General features: G+C 41.1%; 11 protein-coding genes. 2 read left to right on the top strand and 9 right to left on the bottom strand.

Going from position 1 to position 15,452, the window contains the following annotated elements:
• The first annotated feature begins 123 nt into the window (after positions 1–123).
• On the top strand, positions 124–1,893 hold the full coding sequence (locus tag FAY30_RS02510; RefSeq protein ID WP_149868412.1) for a PhoX family protein: 1,770 nt from the start codon (positions 124–126) through the stop codon (positions 1,891–1,893).
• 91 nt (positions 1,894–1,984) lie between these two features.
• On the opposite strand, the gene FAY30_RS02505 is transcribed toward FAY30_RS02510, so the two are convergent.
• From FAY30_RS02505 to FAY30_RS02465, 9 genes are all read right to left on the bottom strand, one after another.
• The gene (locus FAY30_RS02505) at positions 1,985–6,811 is read right to left on the bottom strand and encodes a S8 family serine peptidase (RefSeq protein WP_149868411.1); all 4,827 of its coding nucleotides are present in this window, start codon (positions 6,809–6,811) and stop codon (positions 1,985–1,987) included.
• A gap of 298 nt (positions 6,812–7,109) precedes the next feature.
• On the bottom strand, positions 7,110–8,477 hold the full coding sequence (locus FAY30_RS02500) for a dipeptidase (protein WP_149868410.1): 1,368 nt from the start codon (positions 8,475–8,477) through the stop codon (positions 7,110–7,112).
• Positions 8,478–8,682: 205 nt separating this feature from the next.
• Positions 8,683–9,045 carry a monovalent cation/H(+) antiporter subunit G gene (gene mnhG / locus FAY30_RS02495; RefSeq protein WP_149868409.1) on the bottom strand — a complete coding sequence of 121 codons (363 nt, stop codon included), beginning with the start codon at positions 9,043–9,045 and terminating at the stop codon, positions 8,683–8,685.
• The gene (locus FAY30_RS02490) at positions 9,023–9,307 is read right to left on the bottom strand and encodes a Na(+)/H(+) antiporter subunit F1 (RefSeq protein ID WP_149868408.1); all 285 of its coding nucleotides are present in this window, start codon (positions 9,305–9,307) and stop codon (positions 9,023–9,025) included. The genes mnhG and FAY30_RS02490 overlap by 23 nt, the downstream gene beginning before the upstream one ends.
• Positions 9,307–9,783: a Na+/H+ antiporter subunit E gene (locus FAY30_RS02485; RefSeq protein ID WP_149868407.1), complete on the bottom strand. Its 477-nt coding sequence runs from the start codon at positions 9,781–9,783 to the stop codon at positions 9,307–9,309. Before FAY30_RS02485 ends, FAY30_RS02490 begins: the two co-directional genes overlap by 1 nt.
• Before the next feature lie 135 nt (positions 9,784–9,918).
• Positions 9,919–11,403, bottom strand: a complete 1,485-nt coding sequence (locus FAY30_RS02480; protein ID WP_149868406.1) for a Na+/H+ antiporter subunit D — start codon at positions 11,401–11,403, stop codon at positions 9,919–9,921.
• Positions 11,396–11,734 carry a Na(+)/H(+) antiporter subunit C gene (locus FAY30_RS02475; protein ID WP_149868405.1) on the bottom strand — a complete coding sequence of 113 codons (339 nt, stop codon included), beginning with the start codon at positions 11,732–11,734 and terminating at the stop codon, positions 11,396–11,398. Before FAY30_RS02475 ends, FAY30_RS02480 begins: the two co-directional genes overlap by 8 nt.
• On the bottom strand, positions 11,734–12,159 hold the full coding sequence (locus FAY30_RS02470) for a Na(+)/H(+) antiporter subunit B (RefSeq protein ID WP_149868404.1): 426 nt from the start codon (positions 12,157–12,159) through the stop codon (positions 11,734–11,736). The genes FAY30_RS02475 and FAY30_RS02470 overlap by 1 nt, the downstream gene beginning before the upstream one ends.
• On the bottom strand, positions 12,143–14,560 hold the full coding sequence (locus FAY30_RS02465) for a Na+/H+ antiporter subunit A (RefSeq protein ID WP_149868403.1): 2,418 nt from the start codon (positions 14,558–14,560) through the stop codon (positions 12,143–12,145). The genes FAY30_RS02470 and FAY30_RS02465 overlap by 17 nt, the downstream gene beginning before the upstream one ends.
• Positions 14,561–14,713: 153 nt before the next feature.
• Between FAY30_RS02465 and FAY30_RS02460 the strand changes: the two genes are divergently transcribed.
• Positions 14,714–15,406: a universal stress protein gene (locus FAY30_RS02460; protein WP_149868402.1), complete on the top strand. Its 693-nt coding sequence runs from the start codon at positions 14,714–14,716 to the stop codon at positions 15,404–15,406.
• Positions 15,407–15,452: the final 46 nt, after the last annotated feature.

Genomic DNA, 15,452 nt, shown 5'->3' with positions numbered 1-15,452 from the left:
TGCTACTTATTTACTAGAAAACTTTATTTCTTTTTTACACTACTTGAATATTCCGTTAATACTCCCAGGCTATCATTAAGTAGTATTAAAATAAACTTTCAAACTATTAGGAGGTTCTATTTAATGAAAAAGAGCAAGGTAATCGTACCATTATTAAGTGCTGCAATCCTTTTCCCGTCTGCCGTAAATGTCCACGCTAACCCTTATAAGCCAGTTCCGGTAAAATCGGTGGAATTTGTGGGAATGGGGGTTCCTGATACTGATGCGAAACGTTCTTCTATGTATAGTGAAGCATCAGCCCTTGTTACATTAAACGATGGTTCTCAAAAGACTGTCCCTCTAGAATATAAATCATTGGCCCGCCCAGGTGAAATCATTAACGGCAAAGTGGTCGGCGCCGCTTATGATGTAAATGGGAAGATCATAAAAGATAAAGATGGCAAACCATTTGTTTCTACAGCACCTGACGCGAATTCACTTCTTAGCGTAAACGGAAAAAGTGGAAAATTATATATGGTGAATCACTTCGAAAGTATCCCGGAAAAAGGTTACGGAAATATGCCGAAACCATTGTATTTAAATACAGTAGTACAAGATAAGAAAACGGGTGAATTGAAAATTACGGATATCAATCCGATTGATTTTTCAGCAGATGGCGGTATTTGGACCCCATGTGCAGGTGTCTTATCTCCTTGGAATACCCACTTAGGCAGTGAAGAGTATGAGCCGGATGCCCGTGCATTTGAAGCAAATCCAGAAACATCCAGTGTAACAGCATTTGCAAAGAATTATTATCAAGACCCTAATGCTGTTGGAAATCCATACCTATATGGTCATACGACAGAAGTAAAGGTTCACCCAAATGGTGAAGCAGAAGCTGTTAAACACTACAGCATGGGACGCTTATCTTTTGAAAATGTTACCGTAGCACCAGATAATCGTACAGCCTACTTTGGTGACGACGGCAGCTACACAATGTCCTTCATGTATGTTGCAGACAAAGCAAACAATTTATCTGCCGGTACCTTGTATGCAGCACAATGGAAACAAACAAGCGACAAAAATGGCGGAGCAGCTGATATCGAATGGATTAAATTGGGACATGCCACAGATACAGAAGTCAAGGAATTAGCTGAAAACACTAAATTCAGCGATATTTTTGAAACAACAACCGATGCAGCATATGGCAATGCAAATGGGTTTAAAGAAATAAAGACAAATTCCAATGGCGGCGGCAAAACCGAATGGCTAAAAGTGAAACCAGGTATGGAGAAAGCTGCGGCGTTTTTGGAATCCCGCCGTTATGGTGCTATTATGGGAGCAACTTCCGAGTTCAATAAAATGGAAACTCTCACGTTAAACAAAGCCGACAATAAAGTCTATATGACCATGTCCTATGTTGAAAAAGGTATGACTAAAAATGCTAGTGATCCTGTAGATGATATTCAATTACCAAAATTAAGTTCTGGTGCAATTTATGAAATGAATTTAGCAAAGGGACAAAAAGATCGTGATGGCAAAAAGATTAATAGTGATTATGTCGTAACGGACATGTCAGCAGTGCTAACAGGTGAAGACCTTCCTGCTCCTGATAAGGATGGAAACAAATCTAACCTTGAAAAAATTGCTAACCCTGACAATATTGCTTTCTCTGAAAAATATAGAACGTTATTCATAGCTGAAGATAGCGACAGACATGTCAATAACTTTGGATGGGCTTATAACGTAGATACAAAGAAACTTTCCCGGATTATTTCAGCTCCAGATGGAGGGGAAGTCACTGGAGTTCAAGCAATTGATGATTTAAATGGTAAATCTTATTTAATGGTTGGTTCACAAAATCCTGGTAACATTGGTTATATTGATATGACCTCACTCAACTCTGGTAAATGACCAACTCAACTCTTTAACCGCAGGGAATCCTCCTGCGGTTTTTATGCAGAAAAAAACGAGGCATGGGATACATCCCCATGCCTCACTTATTCTATTTTACCCACTTGCCGGCTTGGTTAAAGAAGTAGCGTTTTCCATTTATTGTAAGCCAGCCAGTTGCCATTGCACCGGAGGTTTTGAGATAGTACCAGCTAGAGCCATCAAGGAGCCAGCCCGTTTGCATCGCTCCACTCTTTGCAAGATAGTACCAAGTGCCCCCGTTGTTTAGCCAGCCTGTTTGCATCGCCCCGCTCTTTGCAAGATAGTACCAAGTTCCTCCGCTGTTCAACCAGCCTGTTTGCATTGCTCCGCTCTTTGCAAGATAGTACCAAGTTCCTCCGCTGTTCAACCAGCCTGTTTGCATTGCTCCGCTCTTTGCGAGATAGTACCAAGTTCCTCCGCTGTTCAGCCAGCCTGTTTGCATTGCTCCGCTAGATGCAAGAAAATACCAGATGCCTCCAACATATTGCCATCCGGTCTGCATGATGCCTTTTTCATTCATGTAGTACCATTTTCCACCTTCAGATAACCAGCCGGTTACCGGATTTCCCTTTGCATCATAGTAATACCATTTTCCGTTTTCCATTTTCCAGCCATGTTGATCAGCCCCGACTACCACCAACACAGTTGCCTTATCTGCTCCATATGTGATGGTAATGGAGGTCGATCCAGGTTCTAATGCGGTGACAGTTCCTTTTTCAACCTTTACTATTTTCGAGTTATAACCACTGTAGCTGGCTAGAGTCGTCACATCAGTTTCGGTTGACTTGTCGCCTATTGTTTCAACGGATTTTACCGTAATTTGAGATGCCTTGCCCTTTTTCAATTCAAGTGATGTTGGACTAACCGAAAGTTTGGTGCTTGTTTCTGGTTCGACCTTAACCGCTACCGTCTTGGAATGCTCACCAAAGGTAATCGTCATGCTCGTCGTACCAGCACCAAGGGCTGTTACCTGTCCCCTCTCGACCTTAATGACCTTTGTATCAAAGCCGCTATAGGCCGCTAGCTCAGTGACATCTGTTTCCGTTACCTTGTCACCTTGTGTTTTGATTGATTTTACCGTTAGTTTCTTTGTTGCGCCAACCATCAAATCAAGGGAAGCCGGAGTCACTTCCAAATCAGTTGTAGCTGCCTCATTTACTTCAAATGGACCAAATGAAGAAATTTCTTCATTTCCGGCCTTGTCCTTAACCTTTACATGCAAATACCATGTCCCCACATCAGTAACTGTGGTTGTAAATGCACCGCCGTAAGATGGAAGATTCACATTATTCCAAGAACCGGCCGCATCAGGGTCTGATTTTGAAGAAAGCTGATAATCGACTGATTCAACGTCTTCTGATCCCTGCCAAACCTCAGCCTTGATTTCAAACGGTGCATTCCCGCTTGTTTCTGAATTTTTTACAATCGCCTTAGCATACTGGAATGGCTCTTGAGCACCGTAATCGACAACAGCGCGAATCATATAGTTTCCAACACTCTGGTCGGCTTTGAACCATTGTCCGCCTAAATAATCCCAGCTTCGTGCGGCCCAGTTCTTCTTATCCCCATCAGAGACAAACCCTGGCACGTATGGATAGTCGTCGGCCTGTAAATAGGCGATATAAAAATCATCCTTAACAACCAGACCCAGGCTGGAGAGATCCACCTCTGTCCATTTGGATAAATTGCGCTCAGCCTTCGCTTTTATTGGTCCTGCGAGCTTGTTTCCCGGTGCACCATTCTTACCCTTTGCATCATATACGGAAATAAGAATGTCCTCTCCGCCCGGTACAGGGATATGTCCAGCCCAGAATTGCAGCTTCGCCCCTTTTAGCATTGCAGAGGTTTCGCCGTCTTTTAACGACATTTTCACCGCAAAGCCGCTTCCGGCATTGCCCATGACAAGGTTCTTATTGTAACTGCCATTATCGTATTTGATTTCACCTGATTCCTTATTAACAAAGGGACTTAATTGAATATCACGTTTAAGATTTTTACCCGGCTCCACATCCATTGTGTAGGTTTTGCTGTAGTAGCCCTTAGCAAATACCTTAACAGTATAGGTACCCTCATACGCTTTTAGCTGATAATCCCCATTTTCACTTGAATGACCGGGCTCAGCTTTTTCATCCTCTAACAGAAGAATCGTCGCATCCTTTAATGCATTTCCGGATGTATCTGTAACCGTACCCGAAACCGTTTGCTTTGGTAACGGCTCGAGCGTGACTTTCGGCGTGACCTCACCCTTACTTGAAACGGTTACTTTCTGGGTCTGAGGCATGTACCCATAGGCTTTCACGTCAACCGTGTACTCTCCTGGCGGATGATGAATCACAAACTCACCGTTTTGCGGATTTGACTCTGTCGTCCATTCAGTTTCTAAGACCTTAATCGTTGCGTCAACTGGTAATAGCGCTGCCTTTTCTGATGCCTTACTTTCATTATGAAAGTCCATTAAAGGATAGGCTTGATTGACAAATGCTTCACTCGTTAACTTAATTTCTTTATGGATTACATTTTCTGCTTCACCCGCCGGTGCACTGCCTTTAATTTGCATATCGTCCAAGTACCAGCCTGGATACTTCCCATCATCTGTTTGAAGGTTAAATGCAATCGTGATCTTTTTACCATCATATTTCGATAAATCAATACCGACCTCATGCCAGTTTTGGTTTGTTCTCGTAATTTGGTATAGCTGCTCCCATTTCTTTCCGTCAACAGACACAAGAACTGTTCCAAAATCCCAGTAGCCCATGCTATACCACTGCTTAAATTGAAGCTGTGTTTCCCCTTCTACAATGACAGGCGGCATCACAAGCGTCATATTGGAGAACATTTCAGTCTGACCGCGTAAATTAGTAGCCATGACATTTTTGCCGGAAGGCGGAGCGGTCTTTGGACCGTAGGTTGGAACGCCCCATTCCCATGAGTTATTGATGCCATAAGAGTACCAGCCCTCAGGAATGCTTTCGAAATCCTCAACATAGCCTGCTCGTATCCCATCCCTAACGGAAACCCGTGCTTCCTCTGTCTTTACCTCATTACCTGAAAAGTCTTGGATCGTCCACCAATAGGTAAGTGTGCTGCCTTTTATAGCTTCGCCTGGAATGATTGCTTCATATAAGCCATTTCGATGGTCCCCTGCATATCGTTCGGTATTAAATGCTGCTTCGTTCGCATCTTCATAACGGACATGAAGGGTAACCTTATTCACACTGCTATTGTCCATTGCTTGGATGGAAAATGGTACATTCAGTCCTTCGTAGACCACCCGACGAGTGTCCTGAACATACGTCGGTACTTCATTATCATTACCCGGACCAACGACCTGACCCTTTATTTTTCCAATTCCTTGTTCAACGGCCTGTACCGCTGCATTTACATTTACAATTCCATAGCCATAGCCATTATTCGGGGCTTCTGGATAATTTTCATCTGTTTTGGTGGTAGACGTTAGTTTTAAAATATCCTCAATCTGTGTAAGTGACAATGCTGGATCCGCTTGTTTTAATAATAGCGCCGCAGCGGCAATATGCGGAGCCGCCATCGAAGTACCGTTATAACTTCCATATTCAAATGTATTCCAAGTCGCACCCGGCAATGCTGAACGGACACCAACTCCCGGTGCAGAAATGTCAGGCTTCACATCCCCTCTTTCTGATGGTCCCCTTAAGGAGAAGCTTGCCAACTCATCTGTCTTCGTCGTTGCTCCAACGGCAAATGACTCCGGATAATTCGCTGGTGAACTTGCAGTTCCCGGCAGTGCAACTGGATTAAAAAGATCGGTATTCCCAACCGAGAAAACCGGGAAGATTCCAACAGAACGCCACGCCTGAACAAGCGGTCTGAACCAATCGTTATTAATCGGCCGTCCTCCCCATGAATTATTAACTACATCCGGCGCCATTTCGGGGTGTGGAACTCCCTTTTCATCGGTCGGTGCTAGCACCCATTCAGCTGCTTGGATGATATAAGAATCATAGCTTTCATTATTAGCAAAGGCCCTTGCGGCGATCCATTTTGCACCTGGTGCGATACCAATTTGATTTTGCCCATCAGGCTCCTGCCCAACCATTGTTCCCATCGTATGTGTACCGTGCCCGTCAGAGTCAACCGGGCTGCCAATTTTGTAAATCGCATCATACCAGTTGAACGTGTGTGTTAGTTTGTCTGGATTATTCGGGTCATATCCGCGATACTTGGCTTTTAAGGCCGGGTGATTGACTGCTACACCACTATCGATATTTGCCACAACCGCCCCAGCGCCGGTTATTCCTCGTGCCCAAACTTCAGGGGCACCAACATGGTCAATATTCCATTCGACAGGGTTGTTTTCATCTGCTTTAGGCGTTGCAGACGGCTCCTCCTTTTTGATCGGTTCAAGTGTTTGTTTTTCATCAAGGAGGATTGACTTTACCTCAGGCAGCGCTGCAAGCTTCGTTACAGCCTCCTTCGTACCTGTTACGGCCATACCATTAATAATAAAAAAGTTATGAATCTCTTTTATTTTTCCGGAAGCCTTTTCCTCCTTTAGCAGGAGATTAATCGCCTTTTGTGTGAGTTTGGCCTTGTCCTGCAGGGCTTGTACAACAGCCTTCTGAACATTGGCCTCCGTTTCCTTCTGAGAAGTACTCTTCTTTGCGGAGGTTTGCTTGGCAGATAAGGCAATTTTCTCCGTATCAGCCTGGTCGTGCAGGATTACAATGAATCTTGCGAATTCATCCTCCTCAAATTTTTTTGCTAGTTTCGCATCGATGACTTTGCCCTTTGTGGAGCTCGTATCCGCCGGGATTACACTACTTGCAAGTGAATTCACCGGCAGGGCCAAGCTTAAGGTCATTACCAACGCAGTTAAAAGCATAAATGCGTTTACACAAAATCGTTTGGTTCTCCTCATTCTTTCACTCCCCTATTTATTTTTGTATGTATGTGAAAATTCCTAGATGGTATGGTGAGATGGAGCTAAGCGGGTAAAAAACAGTATGATAAAGACATGGTGGGTACCCCTGTATAAATCTGGATATCTATAATTCTAGTAATAATCGCACCAGATAACTATAGGGTTATTTTACCAAATTTTCTGAAATTATTAGGACTAAAGAAGTGACAGGTCCGCCCCGATACTTTTCGAATTTTGTCAACTGAAAACATAAAAGCCCTATTCCGTGGAAAGGGCTTTATGTCTGATTACAATTTTATTTCTCAATCAACTCTAAAAAGGAGCAAATCGTTAAGATGCCTTTGTCAAAGTTTTCTAAGTTGAAATGTTCATTCGGTGCATGAAGATTTTCATCTGGCAAACCGAATCCCATTAAGACAACAGGAGCATTTAATGAATGACTGAAATCCGATACAATCGGAATGGAGCCACCTTCTCTTTTGTAAACAGGTGCTTTCCCATATACGTTTTGGTAAGCTTCGGCCGCTTTTTGGATCATCGGACTGTCGATTGGTGTTAAAAAAGGATTACCCGTATCGCCAAGAGACACTTTTACCGTGCATCCTTTTGGTGTATGTTCTTCCAGGTGTTTTTTGATCAATTCCTGTATCTTTTCAGGATTTTGATTATGGACTAGACGGCAGGTGATTTTGGCATGTGCCTCGTTCGGGATGACGGTTTTAGTCCCTTCCCCCTGAAATCCGCCCCATAGGCCGTTTATTTCTAATGTTGGCCGGGAACTGATTCTCTCAGGATAAGGATAATTGCTTTCCCCTCCCGTAAAATCTGTTAACCCTAACGATTTCTTCAGTTTTTCTTCATCGAAACCCAATGCTTTAATTTGTTCCTTTTCAAATTCTGTCAGTTCAACGACATCATCATAAAAATGGTCAACATTTACTTTACCAGTTGAATCATGAAGAGTAGAAAGCAGCTGTATCAATAGATGATTAGCATTTTGAACTCCCCCGCCGAACATGCCCGAATGCAAATCAGAATTTGCGGTTTTTAGAGAAAATTCCAGTGCACACAGACCTCTTAAGGAATAGGTAATGGCGGGAACACCTCGATCCCACATATCTGAATCAGAAATCACAACCACATCACAGGCTAATTTTTCTTGGTTATCAGTTAAAAATGGCGTAAGATGCGGGCTTCCAATTTCTTCTTCACCTTCGATGCAAAATTTTACGTTTACCGGTAATTTTCCTTCTATTTTCAATAGTGTTTCCACTGCTTTAATATGTAAGAATGTCTGCCCTTTGTCGTCGGTTGCCCCTCTGGCAAAGATCTTTTCATCACGGATTGTTGGTTCAAAAGGAGGCGTTTCCCATAATTGAATAGGGTCAACGGGCTGTACGTCATAATGGCCGTATACTAAAACTGTTGGTGCGTTTTCCTGATGAAGCCAGTCCGCATAAATAATCGGATGACCCTTTGTCTGGATAATTTCAACATGTTCCATACCAATGTTTTCTAATTTAGTCGCAATCCATGAAGCCGCTTTTTGTATGTCCTCTTTATGTTCGGATAAGGAACTAATACTGGGAATCCGGAGTAGTTCTTTTAATTCCTCAACATTCTCATGATGTTGTTTAGATAAAAAGTCAGATAATTGGCTCATTTTATCACCTTTTCTATTTTATTTTCTATTCTATTTTATACAAAAAATTGGAGAAAACCTACAATCGACGCGGAAAATAAGAAGAGAGTATATGGTACCTTTCTCCTTCACATCTATTCTTCAACACAACAAAAAGCCCATTTGTTGGAATGGGCGTAATTTCTAGGCAAGAAACCACTCGGTGATTTTATTTAATACAAGCTCCTTACGGTTCTCCTAATTCCTTCCCTATGACTTCTTTCAAATCATCTTGTACACTTACTTTTGCAAGCTCAACTTTTGAACGGTATGCAGCCCGGACAATGACATGAGCGGCAACAGGTGCGGTGAGAAATACAAAGAATATTCCAAGAAACAACCGGATACTGAAATGTCCTTCAATTATGAAGAAAAGGAAGGTTCCCACAAGTGTAAATAGAACACCCATCGTGGATCCTTTGGAAAGCGCATGTGCACGGGTATAAATATCAGGGAGACGTATTAAGCCGATTGCACTCAAAAAACTAAAAATGGTACCACACAATATTAAAAGAACGGCAATCAGATCAATCGGATTGTTTGCGCTCAATGACCACACCTCTTTCCATATACCTTGCAAAGGCAATTGTCCCGATAAAGGAAAGTATTCCAATTAATAATATAACTTCAAAAAAACCTGTATGTCTTAGCAAAACAGAAAAAATGGCGACCCCTGAGATTAAATTAATCCCTAATGCATCGAGCGCCTGAACCCTATCAGGAGCAGTAGGTCCCATCACCAGCCGATAAATGGTTGCGAAAATAGCAAAACTAAGAAAAATTAATGAAAAAATTAATATTCCTTGTATCATTAACGTGTCACCTTCTTTATAGCCTTTTCAAATTTATTTTTAGATAACAGAACAGCGTCACTCGATTCCGGAATATCCATCGCGTGTATATAAAACTTCTTGCTGTTTGAAGAGATCTCTACTACAACAGACCCTGGGGTTAACGTAAGCAGTAATGCTAGTAACGTGACCTCTAAATCTCCTTCTAGCTCCGTTTCCAAAGTAAAAATCCCTGGTGTAATATTGATCTTAGGACGAAGAATTTGGCGAATCACCAATATACATGATGTAAACAATTCATAAAGAAACAAGAAAAAAAGTTGAACGATGGCAAGTAATGTAACCAAATAAAACTTTGTAGGAAGATACCTTCGCAATATTAAAAGCACCAACAAACCAAATAAGTAACCACTCAAGAATGTTAATCCGCTCCAATCATCCTGAAGAAACATCCAAATTAAACCGATCAATAAATTTACTAATACTTGCATGGGCATTGGTACCACCCCTTTCCTTATATTAAAGAAAACTCGCCGATTGGCGAGCCCGTTAGGGCGAAGACAGAGGCGTAGTTGCACTTATGCCTGATGGGAAAGTTATACTTTCCTATCGGCCAAGAATAACAGTTTGATCTATTGTCCTGGATTACTGCCCAAAACTGCCTCAATATACATGCTCGGATTCATTAAACCTTCAACCGCAAAATTAACGTAATCGTGAATTCCTTCTGCACCTAATCCGAGCGCTAACGTTAACATGGTAAGGATTCCTATTGGTAACAATAACCCCTTCGTTGTCCCGTTCTCCCCTGGTAAGTCTGTATACCCCCAGAATCCATTCATAAAGATTTTCATTATCGAATACAGGACCATAAGGCTGGTAATAAGCCCAATTCCCCCTAGCCAAAAGTAGCCGGCCTCAAAAGTTCCCTCTGTTATGAAAATTTTTCCCAGAAAGCCGCTTAACGGCGGAATGCCTGACAGTGATAATGCCGCTATAAAAAACATCCAGCCTAATCCCGGGTGTAATCGAATAAGCCCGCTGAATTCTTTTAGCTTACTTGTACCAGTAAGGTGTATAATTGTTCCCCCTAAGAGGAAAATCAGTGCCTTCACAATCATATCGTGAATTAAATAGTAGATAGATCCCGTTATCCCTTCAGTTGTAAAAGAGGCCACACCGGCTAAAATAAATCCCACACCTACAATAACGTTATAGGTTAGAATTCTTTTAATATCCCAAAAAGCGACGGCACCAATTGCTCCTAAAACCATCGTTACTGCAGCCAAAATACCTATTAATAAATGCGTAACCTCTGGTTCATGGTAGAAGACAAGGGTGAAAACCCTGATAATTGCATAAATCCCTACCTTTGTTAATAATGCAGCAAAAATGGCAGAAATAGCTGTCGGAGGAGCACTGTACGATCCCGGCAGCCAAAAGAAGAGAAATAAACCTGCCTTCAAACTAAACACAATTAAAAATAAAATAGCAACCGTCGTCATTAGCCCATCTTGTCCAACCTCCGTGATACGAACTGATAAATGGGCAAAATTCAAGGTGCCGGTCATGGCATAAAGAAATGCAATGGCAACAAGAAATAGAAAGGAAGAGATAATATTAATCAATATATATTTAATAGACTCCCTAAGCTGAATCCCTGTCCCTCCTAAAGAAATCAACACATAGGAGGAGACTAGCATTACCTCGAAGCAAACAAATAAATTGAAGACATCACCAGTCAGAAATGAGCCAATTACCCCAGTAATCAGAAACATGAATAGTGGGTAAAAGTAATAAGATTCTCTCTCATGTCCAATAGAGTGAAAAGCATACAGCAAGCAGCATAACGAAACAATACTCGTTACAAGGATCAGTAAAGCAGAAAACATATCAGCCACCATACTAACTCCAAAAGGGGCTTCCCAGCCGCCTAATTGAAGCGTTTGAATTCCACTTTTCTCAATTTGAATCATTAATGAAATGGTCGATATGCTAATTGCGATTGTAGCAAATACGCTTAGAAACCTCTGTAATATTATTTTTTTTCTAAAGATAACCATCATCATTCCCACTATAATTGGGATAATGATAGGTAAAATGACCAAATTATTCATTCTCAATACCTCTCATTTGCTCCGTATCATCCGTGCCCAACACTTTATAAGCACGATAACTCAGCACTAAAAAAAGAGCTGTAGTGGCAAAATTTATCACGATGGCTGTTAATAAAAGGGCTTGTGGTAATGAATCAGCATAGGTTAAATTCTTTATTCCGAGCAGTGGAGGTCCTCCCCTCTTTAACCCTCCCATCGTGATAATCAGTAAATTTACACCATGCCCCAAAATCGATGTTCCTAAAATGATTCTTAACAGGCTTTTCGTCAAAATCAAATAAATACCAATGGCAAATAATATTCCAACAAGGATAGACATTAACGTTTCCATTATCGATCATCACCTATGCTCATTATTATGGTGATGGAGGTTCCAATTACCGCCAATGCTACCCCAACATCAAAAATCACCGCTGTGGCCAGCTCGGTTTCACCAAATATCGGAAGTACGAAGTACCCATATGCCTGTGATAAAAACGGGGCATCAAAAAGCATCGCACCGACTCCCGTCAGAACCGCAATCAACACACCTACAGCAGCCACTACTTTAAAATCGACTGGAATATGATTTCTAACTGATTCGATATCAAATGTAAGAAACAACAGTATTAAGGCTGATGTAAATACCAGACCGCCGATAAATCCACCGCCGGGGTGATGATGGCCGGAAACAAAAAGATTAATGGCTAAGGTAAAAATGATCACGACTGCAACTTTTGTAACGCTGCGTATGATAACATCATTCGGCTCCTTCATTTTTATCCCTCCCTGGTAATCTAAGCTTGATTAATGAATATACACCTAGACCGGCAATAGTTAATACAAGAATCTCCAGCATGGTATCAATCCCACGAAAATCAACAAGGATGGCATTTACGATATTTTTTGCACCTGCCAGTTCATAAGAGTTTTCATAAAAGCCTGAAATGGATTCAAATAACCGATTTCCATTTGCAGATAAAGCAATGATGGTAACGGCCACACCAACACCGATGGAGATGAGTGCATTGACTGCTTTAAACCGTACACGACTGATTTCCTTCCGTAACTGCGGCAAATGATAGAAACACAACAAGAAAAGGGCCGTTGTAACCGTCTCTACAACCAATTGGGTAAGGGCCAAATCAGGCGCTCGAAATAGAACGAAGAAAAATGAAACAAGAAAGCCCAGTGCCCCAACAGCAACGATGGCGGTCAGCCTGTTTTTTGAAACGAGAACGGTTAAAGCAGCAATGACCATCGCAACCACTAACCCCGTTTCAAAAAGATTAACTGGTGCATCATTAGAGGGGTCAAACGAAAATCCATCAAATAACCACATCGCACCGCCAACAACAACTATGATAAACGCAAATATATATACTAAATAATCGCGGATAAACCCCGTCATATATTTATTTGTTAGTGATCCCGATATATTCTCCATTCTTTCTAAACTGAAATTATATAGATTATTTAACGTTAGATTTTCTGGATAGAAACGATATACTCGATACCATTTTCTTAAATAAATGTACAACAAAGTGCCAATGATGATGACTCCAATGGTCATAAACAGCTCCGTATTCCACCCGTGCCAGGGACTTATTTTCACTTTCAGTTCCCCTGCATTAGCAAGCGTTGGCAATACAGCATACCAAGCCGGTTTTAAAAGATATTTTGACAGTACATTTGGAAAAAAGAATATAATAATGACAAGAGAACCGAGAACAAACGGGGAAACCAACATCCCGATCGGCGGCTCATGCACAACCTTACCTAGTTTTTCAGGCTTATTTTTCCCTCTAAATGTTTTAAATACAAGAACCATGCTATATACAAACGTAAACACACTCGCAACCCAGGCAATTATTGGTATCGCAAGTCCAATATGGTCAGCATTAAACACAGTCATGTTCGAAGCATTTACTACCGCTGTGAAAAACATCTCCTTGCTTAAAAAGCCATTAAATGGAGGAAGACCTGCCATGGCAAAACTGCCGATCACAGTAAGGGTAAAGGTTATTGGCATCAGATGCATCAATCCCCCCAGCCTCCGTATATCACGCGTTCCCGTCTCATGGTCAATAATCCCAACTACCATAAACAGACAGCCTTTAAATGTAGAATGATTGACCAAGTGGAATATGGCCGCAAATATTGCTACAGCATATACGGAGGAATCATTTCCAATCCCGTAATACAATGCAGCAGAACCTAATCCAAGAAGGCTCATAATTAATCCTAATTGGCTAATGGTTGAATAGGCCAGCAACGCCTTTAAATCTGTTTGCCTCACTGCATTCACGGATCCATATAATAAAGTTATGATTCCTACTCCGGATACCAGCCAAAACCATTCAGCTGTTCCACCGAAAATCGGGGTAAAACGGGCAACTAAATAGATACCTGCTTTCACCATTGTGGCCGAATGTAAATAAGCGCTAATTGGAGTAGGTGCCTCCATCGCATCCGGTAACCATATACTGAATGGAAACTGCGCTGACTTTGTAAATGCTCCGATTAACACTAAAATCATCGCTGGAATAAACAATGAATGGGATGGAATCCCGACTGCATTACGGATCATTTCACGAATACTATTCGTATCCGTCATCAATGAAAGCATAATGAAACCTGCTAGCATCGCAAGCCCGCCAAATATGGTAATCAAGAGCGATTTTTGAGCACCATACCGAGATTTTTCACGTTCATACCAGTAGGCAATTAATAAGAAAGACGATACACTGGTCGTTTCCCAGAAAACATAGAGAACAAAAATATTATCAGAAAAGACTAGACCAAGCATCGCTCCCATAAACAACAGCAAATACACATAAAAATTATGAAGTGCTTCGCGATGCTTTGACATATAGTAAATGGAATAGAGGATGACCAGTGCTCCAATTCCTGCAATTAATAGTCCAAAAACAAGACTTAACCCATCAACATACGTCGTAAAGTTAATATGATAAGACGGAAGCCACGGAACAGTTGAAGTGACTGAATTTCCTAGAGAAATTTGGGGAATAAAGGTTAAAAGGTGAATAAATATCACCAACGGTATTACGAGGACAAACCACCCCGTATGAAAGCGCGGGTTGAATTTCTTATATACGTACGGCACCACTAGTGCAAAGATAAATGGTAGTAAAATCATCATGTGTAACCAAGACATCGGGTCCCCTCCTTTTATTGTGGTATACAGTAATAGTATAGAGTTATTAATTAAATTGACTGATAGGACACCATGGGGTATAGTCATACATAGTTTATTCAATTATGTTATTAATTTGTAGTTAATTCACAGCCATTGCGAGGTGAACTAATAATGAAGAAAATAAAAGAACGTATGGATGAAAGCATCCTTGTATGTGTATATTATGGTCCCAATGGTGAACGTCTCATTCAACGCGGCTGTAAAATTGCTAATATGCTTGATTGTCCTCTTTATATCCTTACCGTCGACCCTGCACCATTTGATGATTTGGATGCAGAAAAGACGAATTATATTTCCAGATGGAAACAATTAGCTGACCAGCATAGTGCCGAAGCATTTATTATTAAGGATAATGAAAAAAGACCAATCTCAAAAGTGATTGCAGAGGTTGCAAGAGAAAAGAATATTACGCAGATTATTCTCGGTCAAACTGCTCAAAGTCGTTGGGAACAAATTGCGAAGGGGTCTATTATTAACTCCTTATTACGTGAAATTCCATTTGTTGATCTTCATATCATTTCTGTATCTCGTTATCTAAAAAATCCTGATAGACATTTTGAAAAAGGTGTACGTGCATATCTGGTTAAGGAGCACGATCACTACCTCCTTGTCTTTAAACACACAAAGGATATAGTATTTGAAGGGATTTTCTTTAAGGAATTTGGAACTGACTTTAATAACGGTATCTTCAAATTTATGAAAGACAAGGAAACATTACAAGTTCAAGTGAATGATGATATTGTTAAAGACTTAACAAATGTTCAAATGGATACAAACTTATCTTCTGATGATGATTACTTATAAGAGTTGCCTCCTCCACAATATAGTGGAGGTTTTTTAATTCTCTTTA

Origin of the sequence: Bacillus sp. S3 (assembly GCF_005154805.1) — a bacterium.
Lineage (GTDB): Bacteria > Bacillota > Bacilli > Bacillales > Cytobacillaceae > Neobacillus.
This window is presented reverse-complemented; position numbering and strand designations above follow the sequence as displayed.

Coding starts and splice junctions, on each gene's coding strand:
- FAY30_RS02490 (WP_149868408.1), bottom strand. CDS start 9,307: ATGATACAAGGAATATTAATTTTTTCATTAATTTTTCTTAGTTTTGCT.
- FAY30_RS02475 (WP_149868405.1), bottom strand. CDS start 11,734: ATGGAAACGTTAATGTCTATCCTTGTTGGAATATTATTTGCCATTGGT.
- FAY30_RS02470 (WP_149868404.1), bottom strand. CDS start 12,159: ATGAAGGAGCCGAATGATGTTATCATACGCAGCGTTACAAAAGTTGCA.
- FAY30_RS02480 (WP_149868406.1), bottom strand. CDS start 11,403: ATGAATAATTTGGTCATTTTACCTATCATTATCCCAATTATAGTGGGA.
- FAY30_RS02510 (WP_149868412.1), top strand. CDS start 124: ATGAAAAAGAGCAAGGTAATCGTACCATTATTAAGTGCTGCAATCCTT.
- FAY30_RS02465 (WP_149868403.1), bottom strand. CDS start 14,560: ATGTCTTGGTTACACATGATGATTTTACTACCATTTATCTTTGCACTA.
- FAY30_RS02500 (WP_149868410.1), bottom strand. CDS start 8,477: ATGAGCCAATTATCTGACTTTTTATCTAAACAACATCATGAGAATGTT.
- FAY30_RS02505 (WP_149868411.1), bottom strand. CDS start 6,811: ATGAGGAGAACCAAACGATTTTGTGTAAACGCATTTATGCTTTTAACT.
- FAY30_RS02485 (WP_149868407.1), bottom strand. CDS start 9,783: ATGCCCATGCAAGTATTAGTAAATTTATTGATCGGTTTAATTTGGATG.
- FAY30_RS02460 (WP_149868402.1), top strand. CDS start 14,714: ATGAAGAAAATAAAAGAACGTATGGATGAAAGCATCCTTGTATGTGTA.